This window comes from Haloferax sp. ATCC BAA-644 (genome assembly GCF_000336975.1).
In the GTDB taxonomy this organism is placed as follows: domain Archaea; phylum Halobacteriota; class Halobacteria; order Halobacteriales; family Haloferacaceae; genus Haloferax; species Haloferax volcanii.
The window spans coordinates 40203-58625 of record NZ_AOLF01000035.1; the positions used below are offsets into that span (position 1 = coordinate 40203).

At 68.8% G+C, this 18423-nt stretch carries 20 protein-coding genes; 14 read left to right on the forward strand and 6 right to left on the reverse strand.

The annotated features are described in order from the left end of the window. Nucleotides 1–103: 103 nt before the first annotated feature. Nucleotides 104–406 (reverse strand): small CPxCG-related zinc finger protein, encoded by a 303-nt coding sequence (locus C458_RS15265; protein ID WP_008578483.1) that lies wholly within the window; start codon nt 404–406, stop codon nt 104–106. Between the two features lie 147 nt (nt 407–553). On the opposite strand from C458_RS15265, the gene C458_RS15270 reads away from it, so the two are divergent. Beyond that, complete coding sequence (locus tag C458_RS15270) at nt 554–1033, forward strand: RNA-binding protein (RefSeq protein ID WP_008577055.1); 480 nt, start codon at nt 554–556, stop codon at nt 1031–1033. Nucleotides 1034–1076: 43 nt separating this feature from the next. Here C458_RS15270 and C458_RS15275 read toward each other — a convergent pair whose 3' ends face one another. After that, nucleotides 1077–1757 (reverse strand): DUF1028 domain-containing protein, encoded by a 681-nt coding sequence (locus tag C458_RS15275; protein ID WP_008577056.1) that lies wholly within the window; start codon nt 1755–1757, stop codon nt 1077–1079. Nucleotides 1758–1977: 220 nt separating this feature from the next. Between C458_RS15275 and sepF the strand changes: the two genes are divergently transcribed. The 5 genes from sepF to C458_RS15300 all read left to right on the forward strand — a co-directional run bounded on the left by sepF (nt 1978) and on the right by C458_RS15300 (nt 8304). Next, a complete protein-coding gene (sepF, locus tag C458_RS15280; protein WP_004044531.1) occupies nt 1978–2334 on the forward strand; it encodes a cell division protein SepF in 357 nt (118 codons plus the stop codon). 120 nt (nt 2335–2454) lie between these two features. Further along, nucleotides 2455–5406, forward strand: a complete 2952-nt coding sequence (uvrA, locus tag C458_RS15285) for an excinuclease ABC subunit UvrA (RefSeq protein WP_008577057.1) — start codon at nt 2455–2457, stop codon at nt 5404–5406. Between the two features lie 129 nt (nt 5407–5535). After that, on the forward strand, nt 5536–5958 hold the full coding sequence (locus C458_RS15290; protein ID WP_008577058.1) for a hypothetical protein: 423 nt from the start codon (nt 5536–5538) through the stop codon (nt 5956–5958). Nucleotides 5959–6129: 171 nt separating this feature from the next. Next, nucleotides 6130–7146 carry a hypothetical protein gene (locus C458_RS15295; protein WP_008577060.1) on the forward strand — a complete coding sequence of 339 codons (1017 nt, stop codon included), beginning with the start codon at nt 6130–6132 and terminating at the stop codon, nt 7144–7146. Nucleotides 7147–7221: 75 nt separating this feature from the next. Continuing rightward, complete coding sequence (locus C458_RS15300) at nt 7222–8304, forward strand: geranylgeranyl reductase family protein (protein ID WP_008577061.1); 1083 nt, start codon at nt 7222–7224, stop codon at nt 8302–8304. A gap of 30 nt (nt 8305–8334) precedes the next feature. On the opposite strand, the gene C458_RS15305 is transcribed toward C458_RS15300, so the two are convergent. Continuing rightward, complete coding sequence (locus tag C458_RS15305) at nt 8335–9432, reverse strand: aminomethyltransferase family protein (RefSeq protein WP_008577062.1); 1098 nt, start codon at nt 9430–9432, stop codon at nt 8335–8337. Between the two features lie 141 nt (nt 9433–9573). Beyond that, on the reverse strand, nt 9574–9873 hold the full coding sequence (locus C458_RS15310; protein ID WP_004044525.1) for a DUF6432 family protein: 300 nt from the start codon (nt 9871–9873) through the stop codon (nt 9574–9576). A gap of 104 nt (nt 9874–9977) precedes the next feature. On the opposite strand from C458_RS15310, the gene C458_RS15315 reads away from it, so the two are divergent. The 8 genes from C458_RS15315 to C458_RS18810 all read left to right on the forward strand — a co-directional run bounded on the left by C458_RS15315 (nt 9978) and on the right by C458_RS18810 (nt 16611). Next, nucleotides 9978–10994 carry a hypothetical protein gene (locus tag C458_RS15315; protein WP_008577063.1) on the forward strand — a complete coding sequence of 339 codons (1017 nt, stop codon included), beginning with the start codon at nt 9978–9980 and terminating at the stop codon, nt 10992–10994. A 70-nt stretch (nt 10995–11064) separates the two neighbouring features. Continuing rightward, nucleotides 11065–11445: a DUF5611 family protein gene (locus tag C458_RS15320; RefSeq protein ID WP_008577064.1), complete on the forward strand. Its 381-nt coding sequence runs from the start codon at nt 11065–11067 to the stop codon at nt 11443–11445. Between the two features lie 192 nt (nt 11446–11637). After that, nucleotides 11638–12096, forward strand: coding sequence for a universal stress protein (locus tag C458_RS15325; protein ID WP_008577067.1), 459 nt, complete (start codon nt 11638–11640; stop codon nt 12094–12096). Nucleotides 12097–12176: 80 nt separating this feature from the next. Further along, the gene (locus C458_RS15330; RefSeq protein WP_008577069.1) at nt 12177–12854 is read left to right on the forward strand and encodes a TIGR00266 family protein; all 678 of its coding nucleotides are present in this window, start codon (nt 12177–12179) and stop codon (nt 12852–12854) included. A gap of 84 nt (nt 12855–12938) precedes the next feature. Continuing rightward, entirely contained in the window at nt 12939–13907 is a 969-nt protein-coding gene (locus C458_RS15335) for an ROK family protein (RefSeq protein ID WP_008577071.1), read from the forward strand. 438 nt (nt 13908–14345) lie between these two features. Continuing rightward, nucleotides 14346–15821, forward strand: a complete 1476-nt coding sequence (locus C458_RS15340) for an LVIVD repeat-containing protein (RefSeq protein WP_008577074.1) — start codon at nt 14346–14348, stop codon at nt 15819–15821. A 160-nt stretch (nt 15822–15981) separates the two neighbouring features. Then, entirely contained in the window at nt 15982–16314 is a 333-nt protein-coding gene (locus C458_RS15345; RefSeq protein WP_004058105.1) for a NifU family protein, read from the forward strand. Nucleotides 16315–16479: 165 nt separating this feature from the next. Then, nucleotides 16480–16611: a hypothetical protein gene (locus tag C458_RS18810; RefSeq protein WP_255348180.1), complete on the forward strand. Its 132-nt coding sequence runs from the start codon at nt 16480–16482 to the stop codon at nt 16609–16611. A gap of 22 nt (nt 16612–16633) precedes the next feature. Here C458_RS18810 and C458_RS15350 read toward each other — a convergent pair whose 3' ends face one another. After that, nucleotides 16634–18040: a DUF402 domain-containing protein gene (locus tag C458_RS15350; RefSeq protein ID WP_008577077.1), complete on the reverse strand. Its 1407-nt coding sequence runs from the start codon at nt 18038–18040 to the stop codon at nt 16634–16636. Further along, nucleotides 18037–18411, reverse strand: coding sequence for a hypothetical protein (locus C458_RS15355; protein ID WP_004044517.1), 375 nt, complete (start codon nt 18409–18411; stop codon nt 18037–18039). The genes C458_RS15350 and C458_RS15355 overlap by 4 nt, the downstream gene beginning before the upstream one ends. Nucleotides 18412–18423: the final 12 nt, after the last annotated feature.

Here is an 18423-nt window from a genome sequence, read left to right on the forward strand (position 1 = left end):
GCAGGGAGAAATGAGTGTCGGGCACGAGCCGCGACGTACGAGAATCGATATCACTCGTCGACGCGCGCTTGCGTGGCCCGGCGACGGGCCGCCGAACCCGTCTTCAGCGACCGCGCTCGCCGGGCGATTCGTACCGCTCTTTGACCGCGTCGAAGTAGCGGACTAAGAACTCCTCGTCGGAGATGCCGTGTGCTTCGATGTCGACGAGGAGGCCTTCGAGCTCCTCGCGGGGCTGGTGGCAGAGTCCCCGGTAACAGGACTTACAGAGGTGTTCGAACCGCTTGCCGTGTCGTTCCCAGCGGTTCCCCTCTTTGTCGTACTCGCGCGCCGCCGACCGGAGGACCGCGTCACCGCATGCGATGCACACGACACGATTCCGGTCCCGGTTCGTCCGGGAGCGCCACATATGAGGGGAGTGGACCCAATCGTACTTAGCAGTTTATCCTGTCGCGGTCTGACGCGCGTCAGACGCCGCCCGGGCGTCATCGCCGACGCTCGCCGGGGGTCGATGCGGAGCGGTCGATTTATCGGCCGTGAGCGTCCACGACCCGGTATGAAGGTCAAGTCCCGCCACCACCTCCGAAGCGACGAGATCGACGCGCTGTGCGACTCCATCGAATCGTCCCTCGGCGTCGCCCTTGACGGCGACGCGTTCGAGGCGGTCGAGTTCGCGGACGCCGACTACGAGGTCGTCCTCGTCGACGGCGAGCCGGCGGTCATGTACGTCGACGACCAGCCGTTTCTCACGGTCAAGGGTGCGAACCAGTTCCCGCCGACGACGAACGTCGTCACGGTCGACGCCGGCGCGGTCTCGTTCGTCTCCGGCGGGGCCGACGTGATGCGCCCCGGCATCACCGAGGCCGACGAGTCCATCGAGGCGGGCGACTTGGTCGTCATCGCGGAGGAGACCCACGGCAAGGTGCTCGCCGTGGGTCGCGCGCTCGAAGACGGGGCCGACCTCGTCGGTGACTCCGGCAAGGTCGTCGAATCCATCCACCACGTCGGCGACGACCTCTTCGAGTTCTCGGTCTGAGCCGACCGCCGCGGTCTCAGGGCTCGGCGTGTGCTCCGCTCGGCTACGCTTCGGCGTACTTCTCCAGCGCCGCCTCGTACCCCTCCCGCGCCATCGAGAACGTCTCCCGCAGGTCGCGCAGCGGCGTCTCCGTCGCGTCGACGCGGAGGTCGTTGTAGTACGGCTCCATCTCGCGGTCCTCGGTCGAAGTCACGACGACGGCCGCGCTCTGGATGGCGAGGTCGTCGCGCTTGTCGCCGCCCGCGGCGTGCCCCGCGCCGAGCGCGTCGATGAGTCGTTTCGCGAGCGGTTCGTCGCCGCCGGCGGTCCGCTCGTACGCGTCGGCGGTGGCGTCGACGACCGCCTCGCCCGCGAGCAGGTTGCCCGCGACGGTGTAGGCGTCGCCCTCGCGGTGGCCCGCCCAGCCGAGGCAGTCGTCGCCGGTGAAAGCGAACGTCGCCTCCGAACCGACGCCGTGGAGCTGTCGTTCCGCCCGGCCGTCGTCGGCGTTCAACAGCGCCTGTAAGGCGTCGTCGACGGCGAGGCCGTCTTCGAGATAGTCCATGCCTTTCTCCCCGAGTTCGACGTTCGTCAGCGCCTGTGTCGCCACCGCGCCGTGTTCGGTTGCGAACGGGCAGAGCGCGCCGACGCCCGGCAGACGGGTCGTCACGGCGACGCCGAAGCGGTGCTGGTCGTCGCCGTCGGCGTCGACGTACGACTCGCGGACGCAGATGCTGAAGGTCATCGTGTTCGTCTGCCCCCGCGCGCCGCTGGCTAAAAACACCCGGCGAAACGCCGCGGCCGCCCCGCGCGCGTCGGACGCCCGTGGGAACCGCCGACTCCACGGTCGCACGCGCTCGCGACGGTCCTGCCGGCGATTCGGCGCGTCGTCGGGGCGAGACCTGTCTGAAATCGGACACTCGTCTGACGTAAGAACTAACCCCGTTGTGGCCTCTCTACGTCCTATGGGTATCATGAGTAAGATTCTCGGTGGTGGTGGTTCCCGAACGACCGAGGACTACGTCGAACTCGACCTCGACGACTTCGACACCGCTCGCGGCGACGCCGGCCTCTCGGTTCACATCGCCGAAATCGGCGGCCAGCAGGACGTTATCGCCATCAAGGACGCCGTCTACGACGGCAATCTGGTCATCGCGGACATCACCCGCCACACGACCTCCGACAGCACGATGGAGCACATCATCGACGACCTCCGACAGGTCGCGCGCGAGGTCGACGGCGACATCGTCCAGAAAGGCGACGACCAAATCGTCATCACGCCCACGGGCATCTCTATCTCGCGGCAGAAGCTCAACGGCTGACGCCGGCGGACGACGCCCCGCTTACGCACCTGTTTCTCCCCGACTCGCAGACGCGAGCGATGCGGCTCGAACGGCCCGAACCGATGGCTATTCGGTCCTCTCGTTCCTAGAGTCGTCCGAATGAGCAAGGACTACATCGAGGTTCGCGGTGCCGAAGAGCACAACCTCAAGAACCTCGACGTTCGCATCCCCCGCGAGACGTTCACCGTCGTCACCGGCCTGTCGGGGTCAGGCAAGTCCTCCCTCGCGTTCGACACCGTCTACGCGGAGGGCCAGCGGCGGTACATCGAGTCGCTTTCGGCCTACGCGCGGAACTTCCTCGGCCAGATGGACAAGCCGAAGGTCGAGGCCGTCGAGGGCCTCTCGCCCGCCATCTCCATCGACCAGAAGAACGGGGCCAACAACCCCCGGTCGACCGTCGGGACCGTCACCGAACTCCACGACTACCTCCGCCTCCTGTACGCCCGCGTGGGCACCCAGTACGACCCCATCACGGGCGAAGAAGTCGGCGAGCAGTCCGCACAGGACATGGTGGATCAGGTTCTCGAACTCCCCGAGGGCACCCGCGCGAAGGTCGTCGCGCCGGTCGTCCGCGACCAGAAAGGCGAGTTCAAGGACCTGTTTTCGGACCTCGTCTCCGAGGGCTACGCCCGCGTCGAGGTCGACGGCGAGGAGTTCGACCTCTCGTTCGAGACGCCCGAACTCGACAAGAACTACGACCACACCATCGACGTGGTGGTCGACCGCGTGAAAGTCGCGCCCGAGGCGCGCTCCCGCATCGCTGACTCCGTCGAGACCGCGCTGGAGGAGGCCGGCGGCGTCCTCAAACTCATCGTCCCCGACCCGCCCGAGGATCTCCCCTTCGCCTCCAACACCCGTTCGACCGGGTCGCTCGCGGGCGAGGGCGACGACCGCCTCGTCGTCGAGTTCTCCGAGGAACTCGGCAATCCGAACTCGTCGTTCCGCTTTTCCGAAATCGAGACGCGGTCGTTCTCGTTCAACAGCCCCCACGGGGCCTGCCCGGAGTGCGAGGGCCTCGGCAAGGCGAAGGAGGTCGACCCCGACCTCGTCGTCACCGACCCGTCGAAGCCGCTCAAGCACGTCTTCGAGCCGTGGAGCTACAACCGGACGTACTACCGCCGTCAGCTCGACAACGTCGCGGACCACTTCGGCGTCAGCGTCGACACCCCGTTCGAGGAGCTCTCCGACGAGGTGCAGGACGCCTTCCTGTTCGGCACCACCGAGGACGTGGTGTTCGAGTGGACGACGAAAAACGGCACGCGCCACAAGGAACACCCCTTCGAGGGCGTCGTCGGCAACCTCGAACGCCGCCACGTCGAGACCGACTCCGACCGGACGCGCGACCACATCGAGGAGTTCATGGCCGTCACGACCTGTCCGGACTGCAACGGCTCGCGGCTCAAAGCGCAGTCCCGGCACGTCCGCGTCGGCGGCACGACGCTCCCCGAAGTCAACCGCATGACCATCGCGGGCGCGCTCGAACACTTCGAGGGCCTCGAAAGCGACCTCTCGGAGCGCGACCGCACCATCGCACAGGAGATTCTCAAGGAGATTCGCGCCCGCCTCGGCTTCATGACCGAAGTCGGCCTCGAATACCTCACGCTTGACCGCGAGGCCGCCACGCTCTCGGGCGGCGAGTCCCAGCGCATCCGCCTCGCCACGCAGGTCGGCTCCGGCCTCGTGGGCGTCCTCTACGTCCTCGACGAGCCGTCCATCGGCCTCCACCAGCGCGACAACGACAAGCTGCTCAACACGCTCGAAGGCCTCCGCGACCTCGGCAACACGCTCATCGTCGTCGAACACGACGAGGAGACGATGCGCCGGGCCGACGAAATCATCGACATGGGCCCCGGCCCGGGCAAGCGCGGCGGCGAGGTCGTCGCGCAGGGCGACTTCGACGACATCGTCGCGGCCGACGACTCCATCACGGCCGACTACCTCTCGGGCCGCAAGGACATCGACGTGCCCGACGCGCGGCGCGAGGGCGACGGCGAACTCGTCGTCCGCGGCGCGCGCCAGCACAACCTCGACGACCTCGACGTGCCGCTTCCCCTCGGGACGTTCACCGCCATCACCGGCGTCTCGGGGTCGGGCAAGTCCACCCTGATGCACGAGATTCTCTACAAGGGGCTCGCCCGGCGGATGAACGACAACACCTCGGTCGACCCCGGCGAGCACGACGCCATCGAGGGCTACGACGAAATCGAGACGGTGCGGCTCATCGACCAGTCGCCCATCGGCCGCACCCCCCGGTCGAACCCGGCGACGTACACCGGCGTCTTCGACTACGTCCGCGAGCTGTTCGCCGAGACGAAGCTCTCGAAACAGCGCGGCTACCAGAAGGGCCGCTTTTCCTTCAACGTCAAGGGCGGCCGCTGCGAGGCCTGTAAGGGACAGGGCAACGTCAAAATCGAGATGAACTTCCTCTCGGACGTGTACGTGCCCTGCGAGGAGTGTAACGGCGCGCGCTACAACGCCGAGGCGCTCGACGTGACGTACAAGGACAAGACCATCGCCGACGTGCTCGACATGGAGGTCGACGAGGCGCTCGACTTCTTCGAGGCGAACTCGCAGATTCGCCGCCGCCTCCAACTGCTCCACGACGTGGGCCTCGGCTACATGCAGCTCGGCCAGCCGTCGACCACCCTCTCCGGCGGCGAGGCACAGCGCGTCAAACTCGCCGAGGAACTCGGCAAGAAACAGACCGGCGACACGCTGTATCTCCTCGACGAGCCGACGACCGGCCTCCACAAGGAAGACGAGCGGAAGCTCATCGAGGTGCTCCAGCGCCTCGTCGACAACGGCAACACCGTGCTCGTGGTCGAACACGAACTCGACCTCGTGAAGAACGCCGACCACATCGTCGACCTCGGCCCCGAGGGCGGCGCGGGCGGCGGCACTATCGTCGCCAGCGGCACGCCCGAGGAAGTCGCTGCGAACCCCGACTCCCACACGGGTCGGTACCTCCGCGACTACCTCCCCGACGTGGACGAGGAGGGGCCGCGGTCGGACCGCCGCAAGCCCGCGAAAGTGGCGACCGACGACGACTGAGCCGCGCGTCGCCGTAACCCGACGTTTCGTTTCACGCTCGGTTCGGCCGACGACCGCTCGCCGGGCGAGACGCTTTCGCCAATCAAACTACTCCGGGGAAAGACATTTCCGACCGTTTCGCGTCTACCCATGTGTATGTCACGCATACTCAAAACGTCGGGGTTCCTCGGGCTCGCGACGATGATGGTGGTGGGACTGTACCAGTACACGCTGCTGGAATCTGGGGGCGTTCCGTCGTGGCTGGTGGGCGGCCACGCGCACTTGGGTGTGCTGTCGATTCTCGCGGTCGTGATGGGGTTCGCGGTGGACGCGTTCGCGTTGACGGGGAGACTCCGGGCGGCGGTGAGCGGGCTGTTCGTCGTCGGGCAGTGGCTGTTACCGCTCACCATCTGGGTCGGCGTCGGCTTCGGGCTGACGTTCCTGATTCCGACGACGTTCCTGTGGGGGGTCTGTCTCATCGTCTCCATGCTCATCATGGCGTGGCAGGCGTGGGTCAGCGAGCCGACGACGCCCGGGGGGATGCCGGGCCCCGCGTCGCCGGCCGACGACTGAGCGTCCGCGGACTTTTTTCAACATCGACCGTCCTTCAGCGCCGCCGGTACCACCAGTAGCCGACGCCCACGAGTGCGCGGGCCACCGAGTACCGGGGCCTGTCGTAGTCGTCGCTCCCGCCGCGACTCGCTCCACACCCGCGTTTTTCACCGCCGAGCGCCTACGTCACCCATGCAGCTCTACGCCGCCGCCAACGGCGCGGTTCTCGCGGTCACGGGGTCGCCCGACGACTCGACCACCCGCCGGCGACTCGGCGAGCACCGAATCGAGTGCGTCGCGGCCGACCCGCGCGCGCCGGACCGAGCGTTCTGCGGGACCTTCGACGCCGGCGTCTTCCGAACGACCGACGGCGGGGCGTCGTGGCACGCGGTCGGCACCGACCCGCTCCCCGAGTCGGTGACGAGCCTCGCCGTCTCTCCGGCCGCCCCCGACGTGGTCTACGCCGGCACCGAACCCTCGGCGCTCTTCCGCTCGCTCGACGGCGGCGAGACGTGGGCCGAACTCGCGCCGCTTTCGACCCTCGATTCGGCGTCGTCGTGGGCGTTTCCGCCCCGCCCGCACACCCACCACGTCCGCTGGATAGAGCCGGACCCGACCGACGCCGACCGACTGTTCGTCGCGGTCGAAGCCGGGGCGCTCGTCCGCTCGCTCGACGGCGGCGACACATGGCAAGACCGCGTACCGTCGAGCAAGCGAGACACGCACTCGATGGCGACGCACCCCGACCGACCGGGCCGCCTCTGGGTCGCCGCGGGCGACGGCTACGCCGAGACCGACGACGCGGGCGAGACGTGGACGACGCCGACCGCGGGGCTCGGCCACGGCTACTGCTGGAGCGTCGTCGTCGACCCCGCGGACCCGGACTCGGCGCTTCTGACGGCCGCCTCCGGGCCGATGCGCGCTCACCGAGTCGGGTCGGCGGCGGCGTACCTCTACCGCAGGCGAGACGCGTCGGACGACGAGGGCGACGGCGACGAGTCGTGGGACCGCCTCGACGAGACCGGCCTGCCGACCGGGTCGGGCGCGACCCGCGCGGTCTTGGCCGCCGGGCAAAGCGGCGGCGAGTGCTACGCCGCGAACGACCGCGGCCTCTATCGGACGACCGATTTCGGTGACTCGTGGGACCGAATCGAGGTTCCGTGGGACGGGACGCGACGAACCGCCGCGGGGCTGGCGGTCGTCGGGTAGTCGGGCGGTTTTCGGTCGGTTCGCGCCGCCGCCCGAAGCGAGAAGATTCATGGGTCGGCGCGGCGACGCCCAACCATGTACGATTTCGCCGTCGTCGGCGTCGGTCCCGCCGGCGCGCGGTTCGCCCGCCGCGCGGCCGACGCGGGCTACGACGTGCTCGCGCTGGAGAAAGGCGAGGTCGGGACGCCCCTCGCGTGCTCCGGCCACGTCAGCACCGACATCTGGGAGTACGTCCCCGACGAGGCGCGCGACCGCCTGTTTCAGAACCGCATCTACGGGGCGAACTTCCGCGTCGGCGGCCCGAACTCGAAAGCCTACCCGTTCTACAAGCAAAGCGAGGTCTCGAACGTCATCGACCGCGTCGAACTCGACCGCATCCTCGCTGACTGCGCTCGCGACGCCGGCGCGGACGTGCGCGAGGGCCACACCGTCACCGCCGTCGAGGAACTCGACGACCGGGTCCGACTGACCGCCAGCGTCGCCGGCGAGGCCGGCACCGTCCGGTTCGAGGCGAAGATGGTCGCCGGCTGCGACGGGCCGACCTCGCGGGTCCGCCGGGCGCTCGACCTCCCCGAACCGTCTGAGACGCTCCACGGCGTCCTCGCGTTCGACCCCGAGCCGGACGACGGCGACTTCGTGGACGTGCACCTCACGGTCCCGCGATTCTTCGCGTGGCGCATCCCCCGCGGCGACGCCGGCGTCGAGTACGGCCTCGCGGCCCCGCCGGGCGCTGAGGTCAACGAAATGTTCGACGCGCTCACGAACACTTACGACGTGGAGACGGAGCACTTCTGTTCGGGAGCCATCCCCATCGGCCCGCCGGACCGGACGACGACCCGCCGGGCGTTCCTCATCGGTGACGCGGCCGCACAGACCAAGCCGTTCACCGGCGGCGGCATCCTCTACGGGATGACCGCGGCCGACATCGCCGCCGCGACCATCGACCCCGACGACCCAGAGACGCTGTCGGCCTACGAGGACGCGTGGCGCGACGAACTCTCGCGGGAGATTCGGCTGGGCCACCTCGTGCGCCGGTGTTACTCCTTCCCCGAGTGGCTCCAGCGGGTCGGCCTCCGGTCGCTGTCGGGCGAAATTGGCGTCCACATGGACAAGCCGAGCTCGTTCTTCTCGCGCGAGCACCTGAAGAAACTGCTCTGAGACGGCCGGGAGCCGCCAAGCACACCGAGTCTAGTTCTCGCCCGGATACGTCGGAATCCGCGCCGACACCGCGCTCCCCTCGACGAACGGCAGCGACTCGCGGGTCGCCTCGACGCGGTCGCCGTCGGCCGCGACTTCAAGGGCGTCGGCGTCGAGGCCGTAGTCGACGAGCGCGAAGCCGATGGGCGCGTCGAGCATCGGGCTCTCGACGGCGCGGGTGACGGTGCCGACCGACTCGCCGTCCGCCGTGACCTCGGCACCCGCGTCGGGGAGGGCGTCGGCGCGGAAGCCGACGAGTCGGCGCGAGGGTCGCCCCCGGTTTTCTATCTTCGAGACGAGTTCCTGACCGACGAAGCAGCCCTTATCGAAGTCCAGCGCGTTGCGGACGCCGACGACGTTCGGGACGTTGCCGCGGAGTTCCGACTCGAAGAGCGGCGTGCCCGCCTCGGCGGTGAGGCTGTCCCACGTCCGATAGCCGACCGGGACCGAGGGGTTGCCGTAGAACAAGAGCGCGTCGAGCACGTCTTCGGCGTCCTTCGCGCGGCAGATGACATCGTAGCCCTCCTCGCCGGTCGGGTTGTCGGAGGCGACGACCGTGACGCCGAGTTCGCCGCCGATGGAGCCGCGGACGAAGGAGAGTTCCGGCTCCGGCGCGCCCGCTCCCGAGAGGATGCTCGCGACCTTCTCGGTCGACTGGGGGCCGTGGACGCCGAAGACGCCGAACTCGTCGGAGGCGTCGCGTATCTTGACGCGCTGGAGGAACGTCTTCGAGCCCCACTCCTCGACGAGCGGTTCGGCGCGGTTCCGCGGGGTGAAAATCAGCAGGCGCTCGCCCGCGTTGTAGACGTACAGCTCCGTCTCGATGCGGCCGTCGGGGTCGAGAAGCAGGGCGTAGACGCCCTCGCCGTCCTCGTCGGGGACGGTGTTCGTCACCGCGTTGTCGACGTAGTCGACTCTGTCTTCGCCCTCGACGACGACCACGCCGTAGCCGTGTTCGATGACGCCGACGCCGTTTCTGACGGCGCGGTGGGTCCGCTCGGGGCGGCCGTAGTGGCTCACGACCTCGATTCCGCCGCGCGTCTCGAACGTCGCACCGTGTGCCTCGTGGATGTCGGCGACGAGTGTCATTACTCCCCGTTTCGCCTTCGGCGCGTAAAACCCTCCCACTCCCGGACGACACCCCCGGCTTTTGGTGCGGGGCCGTCCCGGTTTTCGGTCGCGGTGCGCGGGCGGGTAGTCAAAACGAGTCTGTGCTCCGCGTCGCCGCGCTCAGAGCCCGAACCGCTCGCGGAGTCTCTCGAACAGCGACGCGTCCTCTTCGACGGCTTCGCTCGGGTCCGGAACGACGCGCTCGTCGGCGTGGATGAGTACGCCCGTGTCGGCCTCTTCGACCACGATGAGGCTCTCGTCTTTCAGCGCCGACAGCGCCTCTTCGATGGTGTCGATGTCGGCGTCCACGGCGGCACGGAGTTCGAACACCGTCATCCCCTCGTCGTGGCGGTCGACGAGCGCGTCGAGCACCGCGACCTCGATGTCGCGGCGGTTCCGAAACTCCCGCCTCGCTCTCATAGCGGGTACATCGTTCGCCTCCTGTTTACTTGTACCGCCCGTCTGACGGGCGTCCGACGGGCAGGGGGTAGCTTTTTGTTTCCGAATCCCGGAATCCTCGCGTAATGGGACTTACTTGCCGTCTTCTCGGGCACTCCTACGGAGACGCCGAGACGGAACGGGAGCGCGAGGAACGCGGCGACGAGGTGGTCGTCTCGATTCGGGAGATACAGGTCTGCTCGCGGTGTGGACACGAACAGGTCATCAGCGAGAACAAGGAGGTCACGGCCATCCGAACGCCCGAGGAGGTCGGGATGACGGAGGGCGAAGCCGAGACCGCGGCCGCCGGCTTCGAGCCGGCGAACCCGCAGCCCGGCGTCTCCGACGCCGAGGACGCCGCCATCGAGACGGCTCCGGACGCGGAGACGCGGGCCGAAGCCGACGCCGCACCCGCCGCTGAGACGGACGCGGACGCCACCCCGGACCCCGCGGCGCAACAGCCGACCGAGGCCGCGAGCGCGGATACGCCCGACGCCCAGCCGGCCGCGAGCGCCGACGCTGGCACTGCTGACGCCGGGACCGCCGACGCGCCGCCCGTGACCGACGACGGCATCATCCTCGACGACGACGAATCGCAGTCGGCCACCCGCGACCGAACGCAGTGGCCCGACGAGGTCGACGAGGTCGAGACCGACGACCCGACGCCGCCGGCCGACGGCGACGACGCGGAGTTCATCGACGCGGACGCCGAGGCGGGCGTCGAGACCGACGCCGAGGCGGAGCCCGAAGGGAGCCGGACCCGCGAACGCGGCGCGTGGCCCGACGCGCCGGGCGACGACGAGGGTTGGAACGCCCAGCCAGACGACGGCGAGCCCGTCTCGGTCTCGTTCGGCGGCGGTCTGACGCCCGAGAACGACGGCTCGTCGAGCCAGCAGGCCAACGGGCAGTACGTCGAGGCGGAGGACGAAGACGACTTCGTCCGGGCCGACGAGTCGAACGTCGGCAACGAAGCCCCCGACGACGCCGTCGAGTACTACTGTCCGAACTGCGGCCACGCCCGCGGCGCGTCCTCGTCGTCGATGCGGGCCGGCGACATCTGTCCCGAGTGTAAAAAGGGCTACATAGCCGAGCGGGAGTCCTGACCGCGGCACGCCCTCGCAGGCGTCGCGGAGTCGCGAAACAGGTAAACCGTACCCTGTCGAAAAGGCGTCCATGAAGGAGTACAAGATGCGTCGTGGGGAGACGCTCGAAGAGCGAATTCCGGACATGGAAGCGACGGTCGAAGACTACTTCGGCCCCATCACCGGCACCGAGGAGTTCAAGGGAAGCGACCTCTACGTCGTCGGCGAACCCGATAACCCCGTGTTCACCCGCATCGTCGCCGGCGCGGTCAAGTACAGCGGCAAGAAAGACAAACTCGCGGTCAACTTCGAGGAGGCCGACCCGGCCGACCTCGCTCCCGAAGACCTCGAAGCCGCCGGCGAGGCCGTCAGCGCGAAAAACGACTTCCTCCTCGAGGCGACGGGCCGCGACGCGAAGTCCCGCCGCGATTCGATGAAGCGCGCGGTCGAAGACGACGCGCCCGACGTCTGAGCCGTCCGACGTGGTCCGGATTTTCTCACGCAGTCGCCCGCCGAGCGGCCGCGCTGCCAGCGAAACGCACATATCGCTCCCTCGTGACACACTCAGTGCGAGCGACCGTAGCACGGTCGAATATGAATTTTTACTTCGGTTCGAGTAAAAATCTCCGGCACGGTTAAGTGATACCGGGACGAACGGACTGGTATGGCTATCGAAACTATCCTGCTCGCGGTCGGCGCGGGCGACGCCGAGCGCATCGACAGACTCGCTGAGGAGACAATCGACGTGGCCGGGCCGACCGGCGCGACGGTCGTCATCGGGCACGTCTTCACGAAAGACGAGTACGACGACGCGCTCGACAACCTCGATTTCGATATCACGGCCGAGGAGGTCTCGGCGGACGACGTGGCCCGACGACACGCCACCGTCCGCGAACTCACGCGCCGCTTCGACGACGCAGACATCGACTACATCATCCACGGCCGAGTCGGCCACCACGGCGAGAAACTCGTCGAGCTCGCGGGCGAGGTCGACGCCGACCGCCTCGTCGTCGGCGGTCGGAAGCGCTCGCCGACCGGCAAGGCCGTCTTCGGGAGCGTCGCACAGGAGGTCATGCTCGAAGCGTCGTGCCCGGTGACGTTCGTCCGCGCGGACACCAAGTGACGGGTCGCGGGCGGCGCGACCCCTCGATGTTCCCGATTTTCGCAGGCAACTACATATCTTAGCGCGCCGTCAACTCCCGCATGGACCACACCATCGACTACCGCCCGTCGTTCGCCCTCCTCACCGTCTCGCTCGACGAGGGCGAGTCGCTCCGGTCGGAGGCCGGCGCGATGGTCAGCTACTCCGACGGCATCGACATCGAGACGAACGCGAAAGGCGGCCTGTTCGGGTCGCTCAAGCGGAGCGTCCTCGGCGGCGAGTCGTTCTTCCAGAACACGTTCAGCGCGCGGCAGGCGGGCGAGGTCTCCTTCGCGCCCCCGCTGCCGGGCGACATCGTCCACCACGGCCTCGAAGACGAGACCCTGTACGTGCAGTCCGGGTCGTACATCGCCTCCGACCCCGCGCTCGACCTCGACACCTCCTTCGGCGGGGCGAAGACCTTCTTCGGGAGCGAGGGGCTGTTCCTGCTCAAACTGACCGGCACCGGTGACAGTTTCCTGTCGAGCTACGGGGCCATCCACGAGGTCGAACTCGGTGAGGGCGAACGCTACACGGTCGACACCGGCCACATCGTCGCCTTCGACGAAACCACGAGTTTCTCGGTCGAGCGCGTCGGCGGCCTGAAGTCCACCCTGTTCAGCGGCGAGGGCCTCGTCTGTACGTTCACCGGCCCGGGAACCGTCTGGATACAGTCGCGCAGCATGGACTCGTTCCTCTCGTGGCTCATCCCCAAACTCCCGACCAACAACTCCGGGTAACCCCGACCCGGGACTTACATCGCCGCGAGTAAATCTACCGAAAATCCCGCTTAGTTAAGTGGTGGGCGCATCCCTATGGGAACGATGGCGTACTACGTGGGCGTCGACTTGGGGGCGACGAACGTCCGTTCCGTGGTCGGCGACGACGATGGAACCGTCCTCGGAGAGGCCCGTGACAACACTCCGCGCGGCCCGACGGGAATCGCGGTCACCGAGGCGGTCCTCGGCGTCGTCCGCGAGGCGTGTGCCGAGGCGGGCATCGACCCGAGCGACGCGGTCGCGGCCGGTATCGGCGCAATCGGCCCGCTCGACCTGGCCGAGGGCGCGGTCGAGAACCCGGCGAACCTCCCGGACACCATCGACCGCATCCCGCTGACCGGTCCCCTCTCGGTGCTGTTGGAGACGGACGAGGTGTACCTGCACAACGACACGAACGCCGGCGTCATCGGCGAGCGGTTCCACTCCGACCGCAACCCCGACGACATGGTGTACCTCACCATCTCCTCCGGTATCGGCGCGGGGGTCTGCGTCGACGGGCACGTCCTCGCCGGCTGGGACGGCAACGCCGGCGAGGTCGGCCACCTGACGCTCGACCCGCACGGCTTCATGACGTGCGGCTGCGGCCACAACGGTCACTGGGAGGGCTACTGCTCGGGGAACAACATCCCGAAGTACGCCCGCGAACTCCACGAGGAAGACCCCGTGGAAACCGCGCTCCCCATCTCCGACCCCGATTTCTCCGCGGTCGACGTGTTCGAACACGCCGGCGACGACGAGTTCGCAGACCACATCATCAGCCAACTGGGCCACTGGAACGCGATGGGCGTCGCCAACATCGTCCACGCGTACGCGCCGCTCATCATCTACGTCGGCGGCGCGGTCGCGCTCAACAACCCGGACCTCGTGTTGGAGCCCATCCGAGAACAGATGAGCGAGATGGTCATGTCGAACATCCCCGAGATTCAACTGACGACGCTCGGCGACGAGGTCGTGGTCGAGGGGGCGTTGGCGAGCGCGATGACCGGTGGAACTGGCGACCGCTCGCGGCTGTGAGGCCGCGAGGATTCGCGGGTTTCGGCGCAGGTGGCACCGGCGACCGCTCGCGGCTGCGACGCGGCACTTCCTGTCACCACAACCGAATTATCTCGATTGATACTCGGTGGCGCAATCTTATAACCCCGGTCGAGAAACGCGATGACGTGCACCCGACGACGCCGAGTCATTCGGCGCATCGGTCGGCGTCTCCCCGTTCTCGTCGAACCGCACGGTGCACGGGCGTTCCACCGGAAGCCTAGAACGGGACCGGTCGACACCCCCCACCACCATCGTCGACCGACCGACGCCGCCGGGATGACCCACCCACACCCACCCACCCATCCCCGCCGGCGTCGCTTCAGTTCTCACGCAACCCAGTGCAGACTGAGCGGTCCTCGCTCGTTTCAGTACCCGCACCTCCGTCCGATTTTTCCCCTCGGCACCCGCAGAGTCACCGTGGACCGCCGCCAGTTCCTCCGCACCGTCGGCGGGAGCGCGCTCGCCGTCTCGACCGCTGCCGTCGCCGGTTCCCGCCCCGCCACCGCACATCCCGGTCCCTTCGAGCCGCTGGGCCGCATCGACATCGACGGCGCGAAAGAGGCCGTCGTGTCGGCCGACGGCGAGACCGTTTTCGTCGCCGCGACCAGCGGCTACGCCGTCGTCGACATCTCCGCGCCCGACCGCCCGGAACTCCTCGCCGAGCGCCGCGACCCGCTTTCGGACCGCGAAGACGGCCCCTTCCGCGGCCTCTACGACGCGAAACTCGACGGGGACACCCTGCTGGTCGTCGGCCCGGCCAACCCGATTCCGGGCGCGCCGGCGGGCGTCCTCGTCGTCGACGTGTCCGACCCCGCGAACCCCGACGAAATCGCGTTCCACGAGACCGGCTTTCCCATCCACAACTGCTTCGCCGCCGACGGCCGGGCGTATCTGACCGCTAACGACGGCGACCGAAATCCGCTCGTCGTCCTCGACATCGACTCCGGCGACGAACTCGGCCGCTGGTCGGTCGTCGACGCCGACGACCGCTGGGCCGACGTGCCGCCCTCGATGCGGTCCGTCCACGACGTGTGGGTTCACGACCGCGTCGCGCACGTCGCTCTCTGGGACGCCGGGACGTGGCTCGTCGACCTCTCGGACCCCGCGTCGCCGTCGGTCCTCGGGGCAGTCTCTCCCGGCGACCCCGAGGAAATCGCCGCGCTAACCCCTCGCGGCCGCAACCGCGAGCGGCGGACGCCGCCCGGTAACCACCACTACGTCGCCACCGACGACGCCGGCGACCTCCTCGGCGTCGGCGTCGAGTCGTGGGCAATCGAGGTCGACCGCGACGACGGGACGACCGAGCTCGTCGGCGGCCCGAGCGGCGTCGAACTCTGGGACGTGACTGACCCCGCGAACCCGGAGCGGCTCTCGACCATCGAGCCGCCGGCCAGCCCGGACCCGACGCTCGGCGGCGTCTGGACCACGGCGCACAACTTCGACTTCCGCGACGACAGGCTCTACACCTCGTGGTACCGCGGCGGCGTCAAGCGCCACGACGTGTCGGACCCGGCCGACCCCGTCGAACTCGCCTGGTGGCGCGACCCCGAGCGCGCGAGCTTCTGGACCGCGCAGTACGCCTACCCGTTCGCCGACGAGGGCGTCTTCGTCGCGTCGAGCCGGGGCGTCGACGGCGCGTCGCCCGCGCTCTACACGTTCCCCGACCACGCCGGGGACCAGCGCGACCCGCCGACGCTCGGGGCGGAGCCGACCACCGAATCGCTCGTCAACACGCCGACGCCGCCCCCGACCGGAAGCGAGGCGGCTGCGCCGGCGTCCGAACCCGAATCGTCGACCTCGACGACCGACGCGCCGGGGTTCGGACTCGGCGTCGGCGCGGCGGCGCTCGGCGTCGCCGGTTGGCTGGTCCGCCGTCGCGAGCGGTGCGACTGAGGGCGACCGACGCTCGCGCCCGAGAGCGTCGACGGGAACACCGCACCGCGTGGTTCCCGCGTCGAGTCTATCACGAACGACCGAGACAGCCTTTCTCTCGCCGGCCGGCGCGTCGGGAGAACCGTTTCATTCTAATCCGTGGGGTTCGAAGCATCGGGGTATGAGCGACGAGTCGGAGAGCCTCAAAGAGCGCGTCGAGACGTGGATGGTCGGTCAGATGCCGATTATCCAGATGCACGGCGGCAACAGCGTCGTGCGCAAGGCCGATGCGGAATCGGGGGAAGTCGTCGTCGAACTCGGGGGTGCGTGCGCCGGGTGCGGCATCTCGAACATCACCGCCCAGAACATCCAGTCGGACCTCATCATGACGTTCGACGAAATCACCGACGTGCAGGTCAAGGTCCCCAGTTCCGGCGACCACGGCAGCAGCACCGTCGAGGGCGGCCGCGGCGGCGAACTCCAGTACGGCGACGAGGGACCGGGGCACTTCTAGCCCACCTTTTTTCACGGGGTCCTCGGCAACGTCGTTGCCTCGAACCCCGCCAAAAAATCTGGACCAAAAAAGGCGGCTACTCCCTTCGGTCGTAGCCGTACTGTTCCCTCCGACACGAGCACCCCGTTCCGCGGTTCTCAATACGTATCCAGTCGTGTCGACCGTATGACCATATCGGTCTTTTTCACGCTCCTCTCCGTGTGGCCTTCGCGGGGTGTTCGTCTGCCGGCCCAGCTATCGGCCGCCGACGCCTCCCGCCACCACGACGACCGAGTCCTCCCCGGCAACGACGACTGACCGTCTTCCGAAGTTTCGGCGCCTACCCCGACAGCGCCGACTCCAGACTCGACGCCACCGACCGCGCCTTCTCGGCCAGTTCTTCCGAGATGTGGCCGGCCTCGACGGCCGCATCGAGTTCGTCGTCGTCGACGCGTTCGACCGTCCCGTCGGCGTGTTTCACCACGTCGACGTGCAGGTCGACGTACCGAATCTCGTCGGGGAAGCACTCGACGGGCGTGCAGATGTTGACGTAGGTTCCCTTGATACCGCCGTCGGAATCGCGGTACACCGTCGGGTACCACCACCGGCCCTCTCGGAACTTCGTGACCGCCACGTCGCCGGCCTCGCGGTCGACGCCGAGGGCGTCGTAGGTGCCGCCGCCGCTCATGCCCCGGTGGAGTTCGACGGTCCCCTCGGGGTCGCGTTCGGTCACCTCGCCGGAGCCGAGCGTGATGAGCCGGCCGTCGGGCTTGCCGTGGCCGATTTCCACGTCGTCGCCTTCGAGCGGGCCGAACTGCGCGGTCACCACGTCGAAGGGGAACTCGCCGTCGCCGACCGATTCGCAGAGCGCCTCCGCGAGGTCGACGCCGGCGGAGGCCTTCGGTGAGGCGGCCTTCGTCCGGTGGTGGCCGGGCATCGTCGTCTCGACGGCCCGGCGCTGGGAATCGAGTTCGAAGCGGGTCTCGCGACCGAACCAGACCCACGTCGTCGCGGTGGGAGCCGCGACCGGCCGCGGGGCGTCGACGGGTTCGGAGAGCGCGTCGTCGAGCTCCTCAGCCACCTCGGCGGCCCGGTCGAGCGCGTCGTTCAGGGCGCTCATGTCGGCGTCGACGGCGTCGCGGTGCCAGCGGATGCCCCAGCCCTCGGGCGGGTCGCCGCCGAGGAGGTCCGTCATGCCGGCCAGTTCGCGGGCGGCGGCCTCGTCGCGGGTGTCGACGCGGACGCCCTCCGAATCGGGGTCGAGCGTCGCCAGCCCCGCGACGGCGCGGACCTCGCCGGTCAGTTCGGCGCGGCGGGAAGCCCACGGCGGGGCCGACTCCGCGACCTGCACGCGGACCTCGTCACCGACCTCGACGCGGCCGTCGATGTCGCCGTACGAGAGGTAGCCCTCGGTCTCGCCGAGGTCGCAGACCGCGCCGCCGCCGAGGGTGTCGGTCACGCGGGCGTCGAACACCGCGCCGGTCGGCGCGGGGTCGTCCCACGCGAAGGTGTCGATGCCGAGGTCCGAGAGGCGCTCGGTGGCCGTTGCGACCGCCTCGGGCGCGCCGGTCGCGCCGACGCCCTGTCGGTTCCGCGTCGTCTCGACCGACACGTCGTGGTCCGACGAGTCGAACTCGGCGTCGAAGCGCTCACGAATCGGCCCGGACGCCTGCACCACGTCGTGGCCGTCGTCGAGGAAGACGCTCGTGAGCGCGGTGGCGTAGATGCCGCGGACGCGGACTCTCATAGCTCGTCGGCGTCGCGGGCGAAGGTGACGCGGGCGTCGACCGTCGGGCCGAGCGTCAGTTCGACTTTCCCCTCCGAGAGCACGCGGCCGCCCTCGATGGGGACGCCCCACGAGTCGAACTTGAGGTAGCCCCGGAGCTCCGCGCCGTGGGTGTAGAGGTCGACGTGGTCGACGACGTGCTCCTGCACGTCGGTGGCGCTGTGGGCCATCTCCATGTCCGAGTAGACGGTGCCGCCGTCGCCGAAGAACGCGGCGATGGCGTCTGCGTCCGATTCGACTGCGTCGCTCACGAGGTCCGACGCGGCCCGGAGGTCGTCGGTGTCGAGGCCGACCTCGCGGAGCGCCGCCTGTTCGCGGGGGTCGAAGTGCATACCCGCCCTTCG

What these genes read in the sequence shown, in the direction of transcription:
- C458_RS15290 (WP_008577058.1), top strand. Translation starts at nt 5,536, where the DNA reads ATGTGTATGTCACGCATACTCAAAACGTCGGGGTTCCTCGGGCTCGCG.
- C458_RS15275 (WP_008577056.1), bottom strand. Translation starts at nt 1,757, where the DNA reads ATGACCTTCAGCATCTGCGTCCGCGAGTCGTACGTCGACGCCGACGGC.
- C458_RS15325 (WP_008577067.1), top strand. Translation starts at nt 11,638, where the DNA reads ATGGCTATCGAAACTATCCTGCTCGCGGTCGGCGCGGGCGACGCCGAG.
- C458_RS15335 (WP_008577071.1), top strand. Translation starts at nt 12,939, where the DNA reads ATGGCGTACTACGTGGGCGTCGACTTGGGGGCGACGAACGTCCGTTCC.
- uvrA (WP_008577057.1), top strand. Translation starts at nt 2,455, where the DNA reads ATGAGCAAGGACTACATCGAGGTTCGCGGTGCCGAAGAGCACAACCTC.
- C458_RS15345 (WP_004058105.1), top strand. Translation starts at nt 15,982, where the DNA reads ATGAGCGACGAGTCGGAGAGCCTCAAAGAGCGCGTCGAGACGTGGATG.
- C458_RS15295 (WP_008577060.1), top strand. Translation starts at nt 6,130, where the DNA reads ATGCAGCTCTACGCCGCCGCCAACGGCGCGGTTCTCGCGGTCACGGGG.
- C458_RS18810 (WP_255348180.1), top strand. Translation starts at nt 16,480, where the DNA reads ATGACCATATCGGTCTTTTTCACGCTCCTCTCCGTGTGGCCTTCGCGG.
- C458_RS15355 (WP_004044517.1), bottom strand. Translation starts at nt 18,411, where the DNA reads ATGCACTTCGACCCCCGCGAACAGGCGGCGCTCCGCGAGGTCGGCCTC.
- C458_RS15300 (WP_008577061.1), top strand. Translation starts at nt 7,222, where the DNA reads ATGTACGATTTCGCCGTCGTCGGCGTCGGTCCCGCCGGCGCGCGGTTC.
- C458_RS15350 (WP_008577077.1), bottom strand. Translation starts at nt 18,040, where the DNA reads ATGAGAGTCCGCGTCCGCGGCATCTACGCCACCGCGCTCACGAGCGTC.
- C458_RS15320 (WP_008577064.1), top strand. Translation starts at nt 11,065, where the DNA reads ATGAAGGAGTACAAGATGCGTCGTGGGGAGACGCTCGAAGAGCGAATT.
- C458_RS15330 (WP_008577069.1), top strand. Translation starts at nt 12,177, where the DNA reads ATGGACCACACCATCGACTACCGCCCGTCGTTCGCCCTCCTCACCGTC.
- C458_RS15265 (WP_008578483.1), bottom strand. Translation starts at nt 406, where the DNA reads ATGTGGCGCTCCCGGACGAACCGGGACCGGAATCGTGTCGTGTGCATC.
- C458_RS15315 (WP_008577063.1), top strand. Translation starts at nt 9,978, where the DNA reads ATGGGACTTACTTGCCGTCTTCTCGGGCACTCCTACGGAGACGCCGAG.
- C458_RS15305 (WP_008577062.1), bottom strand. Translation starts at nt 9,432, where the DNA reads ATGACACTCGTCGCCGACATCCACGAGGCACACGGTGCGACGTTCGAG.
- C458_RS15270 (WP_008577055.1), top strand. Translation starts at nt 554, where the DNA reads ATGAAGGTCAAGTCCCGCCACCACCTCCGAAGCGACGAGATCGACGCG.
- sepF (WP_004044531.1), top strand. Translation starts at nt 1,978, where the DNA reads ATGGGTATCATGAGTAAGATTCTCGGTGGTGGTGGTTCCCGAACGACC.
- C458_RS15310 (WP_004044525.1), bottom strand. Translation starts at nt 9,873, where the DNA reads ATGAGAGCGAGGCGGGAGTTTCGGAACCGCCGCGACATCGAGGTCGCG.